Annotated in this window: 4 protein-coding genes and 1 pseudogene; all 5 read left to right on the forward strand. The window is 55.0% G+C overall.

The genetic code is table 11. The features are described 5' to 3' along the window. Positions 1-4 precede the first annotated feature (4 nt). A complete protein-coding gene (locus B157_RS0118995; protein WP_020604896.1) occupies positions 5-1027 on the forward strand; it encodes a class I fructose-bisphosphate aldolase in 1023 nt (340 codons plus the stop codon). Between the two features lie 54 nt (positions 1028-1081). Beyond that, complete coding sequence (pgm, locus tag B157_RS0119000) at positions 1082-2752, forward strand: phosphoglucomutase (alpha-D-glucose-1,6-bisphosphate-dependent) (RefSeq protein ID WP_020604897.1); 1671 nt, start codon at positions 1082-1084, stop codon at positions 2750-2752. Continuing rightward, entirely contained in the window at positions 2749-5292 is a 2544-nt protein-coding gene (gene glgP / locus B157_RS0119005) for an alpha-glucan family phosphorylase (RefSeq protein ID WP_020604898.1), read from the forward strand. Before pgm ends, glgP begins: the two co-directional genes overlap by 4 nt. Before the next feature lie 231 nt (positions 5293-5523). After that, positions 5524-6048 carry a serine hydrolase domain-containing protein gene (locus tag B157_RS35735; protein WP_020604899.1) on the forward strand — a complete coding sequence of 175 codons (525 nt, stop codon included), beginning with the start codon at positions 5524-5526 and terminating at the stop codon, positions 6046-6048. Positions 6049-6088: 40 nt separating this feature from the next. Continuing rightward, a pseudogene (locus B157_RS40555) lies at positions 6089-6242 on the forward strand (IS701 family transposase); the annotation flags it as partial.

Genomic DNA, 6242 nt, shown 5'->3' on the forward strand with positions numbered 1-6242 from the left:
GCACATGAACGAACTCATCAAAACAGCCCGGTCCCTTGTTGCCGATGACAGGGGACTGCTGGCGATGGACGAAAGTACGCCCACCTGCAACAGGCGATTTGCCGCAGCAGGCATTCCGCAGACGGTGGAAGCCCGGCGGGCGTATCGGGAGTTGCTGATTACAACGCCCCGCCTGGGCGAGCCCATCAGCGGAGCCATTTTGTACGACGAAACCATTCGGCAGCAGACTAAAGCAGGGGTGTCGTTTGTCGATGCGCTGAATCAGGCCGGTATCATTCCGGGGATAAAAGTCGACCTGGGTGCCAAACCGCTGGCCGGTTTTCCGGAGGAGAAAATAACCGAAGGACTGGATGGCCTGCGCGAACGCCTGACGGAGTACAAACAGCTGGGTGCCCGGTTTGCCAAGTGGCGGGCCGTCATTGCCATTGGTGCCATAGGCCGTGAGCGCTTACCATCAGGTGGTTGTCTCGAAGCCAATATGCACGCACTGGCCCGTTATGCAGCTTTGTGTCAGGAGATTGGCCTGGTGCCCATCGTGGAGCCGGAAGTGCTGATGGATGGCACGCACGACCTGGACCGGTGCTTCGCCGTGACGCAGCGGGGGCTGACCAGGCTCTTTACCCAGCTATACACCCAGCGGGTCAGACTGGAAGGGCTGCTGCTGAAACCTAACATGGTGCTGGCTGGCAAAGACTGTCCCGAACAAAACACAGTGGAGCAGGTGGCCGATGCGACCGTAACGTGCTTGCTGCGAAGCGTTCCCCCGGCGGTGGCAGGCATCGCGTTTTTGTCGGGTGGGCAATCGCCCGAACAGGCTACCAGCCACCTGAATGCCATGTACATACAATTCGCCGGCAAACTACCCTGGCCGCTAACTTTTTCGTTTGCCCGCGCCATTCAGCAACCCGCCCTCGACCGCTGGAAAGGGCAGGACCCGAATGTGGAAGCTGCCCAACAAATCCTGTTTTATCGGGCAAGCTGCAACCGTGCCGCCCGGCAGGGGCAGTACCGTGAAGAACGTACCTGACCGGTTTGACCGATAGACGGCGCAACGCGCCGAAAGTATTTCTCCTCAACGAACATGAACATAAGCCCTTTGGCCGGGAAACCCGCCCCGCCAGCCATTCTGGTGAATATCCCCGCGCTGATTACCGCCTATTACACGGACGCACCCGACCCGGAAGTAACCACCCAGCGAATCGCCTTTGGCACATCGGGCCATCGGGGTTCATCCCTGACCCGGTCGTTTAATGAAGCGCATATCCTGGCTATTACGCAAAGCATTTGTCAGTATCGAAAAACGCACCGGATCGACGGCCCGCTGTTTCTGGGCATGGATACCCACGCACTGTCGGTGCCTGCCCACGCTACCGCTCTGAAAGTACTGGCGGCCAATGGCGTTGAGGTGATGCTGGCCAAAACGGACGAATACACCCCCACGCCGGTCATTTCGCACGCTATTCTCCGGCATAACAAAAGCCGCAAAACCGGACTGGCCGACGGTATTGTGATTACACCATCGCACAACCCGCCCCACGATGGCGGCTTAAAATACAACCCGCCCCACGGCGGAGGAGCCGACATAGTGGTTACCCACTGGATTGAAAAACAGGCCAACGAATTGCTCGACCACGGCCTGACCGGTGTGAAACGTATGCCGCTGGCCCAGGCCCTGAAAGCCCCCACTACCCACACCTACGATTACCTCAATACCTACATTGGTGATCTTGGGCACGTAATCGACATGGACGTTATCCGGAGCAGCAACATTCGTATGGGTGTTGATCCGCTCGGCGGTGCGGGGGTTCATTACTGGGAACCTATTGCGGAGCAGTATAAACTCAACCTCACGGTTGTCAACAAAGCGGTTGATCCGACATTCCGGTTCATGACCGTAGACTGGGACGGGCAGATACGGATGGATCCTTCATCGGCCTACGCCATGCAAAGTCTGATCGGGTTAAAGGACACGTTCGATATCGCTTTTGCCTGTGATACGGACCACGACCGTCATGGTATCGTGACCAAAAGCAATGGCCTGATGTCGCCTAATCATTACCTCTCGGTTTGCATCCATTACCTGTTTCAGCATCGCCCCGACTGGCAGAAGCGGGCTATGGTCGGCAAGACGGTGGTGACAAGTCAGCTACTGGGCCGGGTGGCGGCAAAACTGGGCCGGGACCTGTACGAAACGCCCGTTGGCTTTAAGTGGTTTGCCGAGGGTCTGCTCGAAGGTTACCTTGGTTTTGCGGGTGAAGAAAGTGCCGGAGCCGCGTTTTCCCGGCTGAACGGCCACGTCTGGACCACCGATAAAGATGGCTTTATTCCCGCCCTGCTTTCGGCCGAAATGACATCCCGCCTGGGAAAAGATCCCGGTGAACTGTACCAGGCCCTCACTCAGGAACTGGGCGAACCGGTGTATGACCTGAAAGAAGCCCCGGCCACGCCCGAACAGAAGAAAAAACTACAGGCACTCACCGCCAGTCAGGTTACGGATACCGAACTGGCTGGCGAGAAAATCGACTCGATACTGACCCATGCACCCGGTAATGGGGCGCCCATCGGTGGACTCAAAGTATCGACCCCAAATGGGTGGTTTGCCGCCCGCCCCTCCGGAACCGAGGCCATCTACAAAATTTATGGGGAGAGTTTTCTGGGGAATGAGCACCTCAATAAAATTCTGGCGCAGGCGCAGGAAATCGTTGATACTGCCCTGTCGGCCCCTCAATCAAAACAGAATCCTGACGTATGAACAATGAAAAAATCAACCCCAATCAGCTATACGGCTTATTGCCCACGACTGCCGACGGTATCGAAACACTGACCGAACTGGCACTCGATGTACAGTGGTCGTGGAACCACGCAGCCGATGACTTGTGGCAGCAACTCGACCCGGAACTGTGGGATCGTACCCATAACCCGTGGATCATTTTGCAGACGGTCTCGCGGGAAGTGCTGGAACAGAAATTGACCGACAACGACTTTCGCGGAAAAATGGACGCGTTGATGGCGTTCGAACAACACGCAGCAACGGACACGAAATGGTTTCAGCAAAGCCATCCCGATACGCCCCTGACGTGCGTGGCGTATTTCAGCATGGAGTATATGCTCAGCGAAGCGTTGCCTATCTATGTGGGTGGTCTGGGCAACGTGGCGGGCGATCAGCTAAAATCGGCGAATGACCTGGGCGTACCCGTTGTAGCCATAGGTCTGCTGTACCAGCAAGGCTATTTTCGGCAGGAAATTGACCGGCAGGGGGCGCAGCAGGCCCTGTTCCCCTACAACGATCCGGGTCAGCTACCCATCACCCCCCTGCGCCTGCCCAACGGCGAGTGGTTGCGCCTGCCCATCACCTTATCCGGTTTTACCGTTTGGCTGCGTACCTGGCAGGTGCAGGTGGGTGGGGTAAAACTGTACCTGCTCGATAGCAACGATGCCGCTAATCTGCCAACCCACCGCGGCATCACGACCGAACTCTACGGCGGTGGATCAGACCTGCGTATCCAGCAGGAGGTCGTCCTAGGCATTGGTGGCTGGAAACTGCTCATGACCCTGGGCATCAGGCCGGAAGTGTGCCACATGAACGAAGGCCATGCCGCTTTTCTGGTGCTGGAGCGGGCCAGTACGCTGATGAAAGAAACCGGACTCCCGTTCGACGCGGCCCTTGCCGTTACCCGAACCGGCAATCTGTTTACGACCCATACAGCCGTGGCGGCTGGTTTCGACCATTTCAGTCCGGCCCTGATGGGGCAGTTTCTTGGGGATTACGCCCGCAATGAGCTGGGTATTGATTTTGATACACTGATGGCGCTGGGGCGCCAAAGCCCAACCAACTCGTCGGAGAGTTTCAACATGGCCTACCTGGCCATTCGGGGCAGCGGGGCCGTCAATGGGGTTAGTCGGTTGCACGGGGTGGTCAGTCGACAGTTGTTCAATGATCTTTTTCCCCGCTGGCCAACCGACGAAGTACCGGTTGGGTACGTCACCAACGGGGTACACATGCCCAGTTGGGATGCCGAAGCCGCCGACCAGATCTGGACGGAAGCCTGCGGCAAAAACCGGTGGCGGGGTGGACTGGGTGCCGTGGGTGATGACATCAGCAAGGTGTCTGACGAAGCCCTTTGGCAGCTTCGCACCAGTTGTCGCCACGACCTGGTCGACTATACCCGGAAGCGGCTGGAACGGCAATTTCTGGTTTCCGGTCACCCTCCCGGACTGGTCGATATCGCTACCAAAGTCTTTGATCCCAATACGCTGACGCTGGGGTTTGCCCGCCGGTTTGTCGAATACAAACGGCCCAATCTGCTGCTTCATGACCCGGAACGGTTTATTCGCATCCTGACCAGCCACGAACAGCCCGTTCAACTGGTGATTGCCGGTAAAGCCCCCCCGTTCGATGAATCGGGTAAGGCGTTGATTCAGCAATGGGTGCAGTTTATCGAGCAACATAGCCTCTATCAGCATGTTGTCTTTCTGGGCGATTACGACATGCTCCTGGCTGAACACCTCGTACAGGGGGCTGATGTCTGGGTCAACACGCCCCGTCGTCCCTGGGAAGCCTGCGGCACCAGTGGCATGAAGGTGCTGGTCAATGGCGGCATCAATGTATCGGAGCTGGATGGCTGGTGGGCCGAAGCCTACACGCCCGACGTCGGCTGGGCACTGGGCGACATACAGGAACACGGTAATGACCCGGCCTGGGATGCCGCCGAGGCTAACGCTTTGTATGACCTGCTGGAAAAGCAGATCGTTCCTGAATTTTACAACCGGGATCAACGTGGTATACCCGTTCGCTGGGTCGAGCGGATGCGAAAAAGTATGGCTACACTCACCCCTCAGTTTTCGACCAACCGGACCGTCCGGGAATATACGGAAACTTATTACCTGCCCGCGGCCACCCGCTACGTGAAACGGGCGGCTGATAAGGGCGCGGCTGGCGTTAGTATCATAAAGCTACGGCAAAGCATTGGGAATGAATGGAATAATCTGGAATTTGGCGATGCAACGACGGAATCTATAGCGAATGGATACCTGTTTCATGTACCCGTTATGCTCAGTACCCTGACACCCGATCAGGTTGCGGTTGAGCTGTATGCTGCGGGTATCAACGGTGAAACACCCGAGTGTATCCTGATGAAAACGGATTCTGCCAACAACAACGGAAGTAACTACGTCTATACCGCCGTGGTGACGACCCACCGCCCGGCCAGCGATTTCACCGCCCGCATCATGCCCCGGTACGAAGGCATTGCCATTCCGCTGGAAGACAACCGGATTCGCTGGCAGCATTGAGAGTTGTAAGGCACCTGGGGATGGCCATTCGAATTGTTCGCAATCTGCCCTCAAGCGCCTGATCCGGAACCTTGTTTGACGTGAGGTAGAGCCAACTAAAGTTGTGCTTTACCTTATGGAGTTTCGTGCTCTGACAATTTTTATGGAGCTATTTATATCCTCAGGTCCCCTTCAGTCTGTGTTCTTACAGACCATTGGTAGCTATGAATCGTCCTAAAAACAGATGACAGCATGACTAAGAAAAAAACAAAACAAATACTCAGAATCGTATTTATTGTTGCCAGTATAGCCTCTTTGGCATTTGTGCCCTGGGTAATCGTAAGAGCGTGGATAACACCACTACCGGATACCGTTCAGGAACAGGTAAATGATGCCATCGAATACGGATTTGATGGCATCATTGTTTATGTTGACCAGGCTGGGAAGCCACCGGAGTTCTATGCCGCGGGCTGGCATGACCGAAAAAATAAAATTCCTGCCAACCCGAAAGTCTTATTTAAGATTGCCAGTATTAGTAAGTTATATGTTGCTGCTGCTGTCGCTAAACTAGTAAATAACAAACAGTTGTCTTTGGATAAAACGCTCGCTGATTACCTTCCGGAACTTGCAGGAAGCATTGAAAATGCTGATAAAATTACCGTACGAATGATGGTGCAGCATAGAAGTGGTATTCCCAATTTTACCGACACGCCTGGCTACTGGAAAAACCCACCCAAAGACAACAGAGAAAATCTTGAGTTGGTACTTGATAACTGAAGTTACGCAAAGTGGTTAAGTGGACAAATTATCTTTGGTAATGCAAACGAACCTTGATTTATATACAGACTATCTGCTCAGTTCATTCGGCCAAACTTCAGCTACCAACATGGCCCGCCTGATGGATGACCAGCTTAGCCATGATGATGTTACTCGATTTTTAAGCCATCCTCATCAACTTGGCCAAACGCTCT

The sequence above is a fragment of the Spirosoma spitsbergense DSM 19989 genome (genome assembly GCF_000374085.1).
Classification (GTDB): Bacteria; Bacteroidota; Bacteroidia; order Cytophagales; family Spirosomataceae; genus Spirosoma; species Spirosoma spitsbergense.

What these genes read in the sequence shown, in the direction of transcription:
- B157_RS0118995 (WP_020604896.1), top strand. Translation starts at nt 5, where the DNA reads ATGAACGAACTCATCAAAACAGCCCGGTCCCTTGTTGCCGATGACAGG.
- pgm (WP_020604897.1), top strand. Translation starts at nt 1,082, where the DNA reads ATGAACATAAGCCCTTTGGCCGGGAAACCCGCCCCGCCAGCCATTCTG.
- glgP (WP_020604898.1), top strand. Translation starts at nt 2,749, where the DNA reads ATGAACAATGAAAAAATCAACCCCAATCAGCTATACGGCTTATTGCCC.
- B157_RS35735 (WP_020604899.1), top strand. Translation starts at nt 5,524, where the DNA reads ATGACTAAGAAAAAAACAAAACAAATACTCAGAATCGTATTTATTGTT.